Below are 470 nucleotides of genomic sequence, written 5' to 3' on the forward strand. Positions count from 1 at the left end.
GTTACACACTCCTTAGCGGATTTCGACTTCCATGACCACCGTCCTGCTGTCTTAATCGACCAACACCCTTTGTGGGTTCTAGGTTAGCGCGCAGTTGGGCACCGTAACCCGGCTTCCGGTTCATCCCGCATCGCCAGTTCTGCTTACCAAAAATGGCCCACTTGGAGCTCTCGATTCCGTGTGACGGCTCAACAAAGCAGCCGACACGTCCTACCTATTTAAAGTTTGAGAATAGGTCGAGGGCGTTGCGCCCCCAATGCCTCTAATCATTGGCTTTACCCGATAGAACTCGCGTCCGAGCTCCAGCTATCCTGAGGGAAACTTCGGAGGGAACCAGCTACTAGATGGTTCGATTAGTCTTTCGCCCCTATACCCAAGTCAGACGAACGATTTGCACGTCAGTATCGCTGCGGGCTTCCACCAGAGTTTCCTCTGGCTTTACCCCGCTCAGGCATAGTTCACCATCTTTC

At 53.2% G+C, this 470-nt stretch carries 1 rRNA gene; it reads right to left on the minus strand.

The window, feature by feature from the left end:
• Positions 1 to 470: ribosomal RNA gene (locus tag F0L46_RS26710) — 23S ribosomal RNA — on the minus strand; the annotation flags it as partial.

The organism is Salinarimonas soli (assembly GCF_008386575.1).
GTDB lineage: Bacteria > Pseudomonadota > Alphaproteobacteria > Rhizobiales > Beijerinckiaceae > Salinarimonas_A > Salinarimonas_A soli.